Origin of the sequence: Mesorhizobium sp. M8A.F.Ca.ET.161.01.1.1 (assembly GCF_004792105.1) — a bacterium.
GTDB lineage: Bacteria > Pseudomonadota > Alphaproteobacteria > Rhizobiales > Rhizobiaceae > Mesorhizobium.
Genome location: NZ_SRTD01000402.1, coordinates 1 through 300, shown reverse-complemented (window position 1 = coordinate 300; position 300 = coordinate 1). Strand labels below are relative to the sequence as shown.

The following is a 300-nucleotide window of genomic DNA, read 5'->3' as shown; positions in this document are numbered from 1 at the left end:
CTTCTATTGTTCGCGTCCACCAGCAGGGTGCGACGGCAAAAAAGGGGGCCGAGATCATTGTCTCGGTCGTTCCCGAGGCGGGCTTACAACTAAAATCCATGCTCTTGTTGACGCGCAAGGCAGGCCGATCAAGCTGACGCTCACGGCAGGCCAGATGAGTGACATCGCCTCCGCAGCGGACTTGATCAAGGATTTGCCGGAGGGTGCCATGCTACTCGCCGACAAGGGCTATGATGCCAACGCCTTGCGCAATGCTGTCACCCAGCGAAAGGCATGGGCCAACATTCCGCCCAAGGCCAA

General features: G+C 58.7%; 1 pseudogene. It reads left to right on the top strand.

Annotated elements, in window-relative coordinates:
- Positions 1–300: pseudogene (locus EN804_RS36280) on the top strand (transposase); the annotation flags it as partial.